Source organism: Sutterella seckii (assembly GCF_009183815.1).
GTDB lineage: Bacteria > Pseudomonadota > Gammaproteobacteria > Burkholderiales > Burkholderiaceae_F > Sutterella > Sutterella seckii.
Map to the genome: position 1 here is coordinate 1 of NZ_WEHX01000238.1, position 514 is coordinate 514.

Here is a 514-nt window from a genome sequence, read left to right on the forward strand (position 1 = left end):
TTTTTCGCGTTGCGTCGAATTAATCCACATCATCCACCGCTTGTGCGGGTCCCCGTCAATTCCTTTGAGTTTTAATCTTGCGACCGTACTCCCCAGGCGTCTACTTCACGCGTTAGCTGCGTTACCAAGAGATTGCTCTCCCAACAACTAGTAGACATCGTTTAGGGCGTGGACTACCAGGGTATCTAATCCTGTTTGCTCCCCACGCTTTCGTGCATGAGCGTCAGTCATGTCCCAGAGGGCTGCCTTCGCCATCGGTGTTCTTCCAAATATCTACGCATTTCACTGCTACACTTGGAATTCCACCCTCCTCTGACAAACTCAAGTCTTGCAGTCATATATGCAATTCCCAGGTTGAGCCCGGGGATTTCACATCTATCTTACAAAACCGCCTGCGCACGCTTTACGCCCAGTAATTCCGATTAACGCTTGCACCCTACGTATTACCGCGGCTGCTGGCACGTAGTTAGCCGGTGCTTATTCTTCAGGTACCGTCAGCAGAACGTGGTGTTAT

1 rRNA gene is annotated in these 514 nt (G+C 50.6%); it reads right to left on the reverse strand.

Annotation, left to right across the window (positions count from 1 at the left end):
• A 16S ribosomal RNA gene (locus GBM95_RS12010) occupies positions 1 to 514 on the reverse strand; the annotation flags it as partial.